The organism is Thermobacillus xylanilyticus, from assembly GCF_907165215.1.
In the GTDB taxonomy this organism is placed as follows: domain Bacteria; phylum Bacillota; class Bacilli; order Paenibacillales; family Paenibacillaceae; genus Thermobacillus; species Thermobacillus xylanilyticus.
Map to the genome: position 1 here is coordinate 1 of NZ_CAJRAY010000091.1, position 1397 is coordinate 1397.

At 64.3% G+C, this 1397-nt stretch carries 1 protein-coding gene; it reads left to right on the forward strand.

From position 1 onward, the window contains the following. Positions 1–515: 515 nt before the first annotated feature. Positions 516–1397 (forward strand): histidine--tRNA ligase (hisS, locus tag KJQ12_RS17065; protein ID WP_213486339.1); only part of this gene is annotated, 882 nt, incomplete at its 3' end.

Sequence of the window (1397 nt, forward strand, 5' to 3'; positions counted from 1 at the left end):
TTGGGGTTCGCGTTCCAAGCATCTTAAATGACTGCCCACGCTAGCTTGACACTGACCCATAACGGCCGGCGGTTGACAGGGGAAAACGCGCATATTACAATTAGGAGCAATGATCTCTGACATGACCAGAATCGATGACGGGAAAGAGTAATCCGGAACCGCATCCGCAGAGAGGGCGGCCGCCGGCTGCAAGCCGCCTGTTGACGACCGGATGAAAGACCTCCCCGAGATTTCCGTGCGAACGGTCCGCGCATCCGTGCGTCGGCGCCCAGTAGTGCGGAACGCGGCCGGGCGTTAACCGGAACAACGAGCAAGTGCGATCGGCGTTTTCGCAGAGCCATGCGGCGCATTGAGCGCGCACAGGCCGCGGATGCCGGCAACCGCACTTGGAAGCTGGGTGGCACCACGGGAGCGCAGGCTCTCGTCCCTGACGGGACGGGGGCCTTTTATCATGTTCGGGGAGCCCGGACCATCGATCGATCGCAAGTTCAAGTCCAGACAGACGGGGTGATCTTATGGCATTTCAACGGCCGCCGGGAACGCAGGACATTCTGCCCGGCAGCGCGGCGGTCTGGCAGCGCGTTGAAGCAGCGGCGCGCGAGCTGTGCCGCCGGTTCAATTACCGCGAGATTCGCACGCCGATCTTCGAGGCGACCGAGCTGTTCCGGCGGGGTGTCGGCGAGACGACCGACATCGTCGAGAAGGAGATGTACACGTTCGAGGACCGCGGCGGGCGGAGCGTGACGCTGCGGCCGGAAGGAACGGCCGGCGTCGTGCGGGCCTATGTCGAGAACAAGCTGTACGGCGAGCCGGACCCGGCGAAGCTGTACTACATCGGCCCGATGTTCCGCTACGAGCGGGCACAGGCGGGACGCTACCGCCAGTTCCACCAGTTCGGCGTCGAGGCGATCGGGTCGACCGATCCCGCGCTGGATGCGGAAGTGATCGCGCTCGGCGCGATGTTCTACCGCGAGATCGGCCTTGACAACGTCCGCGTCGAGATCAACTCCGTCGGCACGCCGGAAGTCCGCGCCGCGTTCCGCGGCCGGCTGCTCGAGTTCCTCGAGCCGCTCAAGGATCAGCTCTGCGAAGACTGCCGCAAGCGGATGGAACGCAACCCGCTGCGCGTGCTCGACTGCAAGGTCGACCAGGACAAATTCGGCGGGGCGCCGTCGATTCTCGACAGTCTGAATGAGGAATGCCGGACGCATTTCGAGAAGGTGCAGCAGTTCCTAGCGGCGATGGACATTCCGTTCGCAATCAACCACCGGCTCGTCCGCGGCCTCGACTACTACACGCACACCGCCTTCGAATATAAGGCGGAAGGGATCGGCGCGATCGACACGATCGGCGGCGGCGGCCGCTACAACGGCCTTGTGCGGGAGATCGGCGGCCCC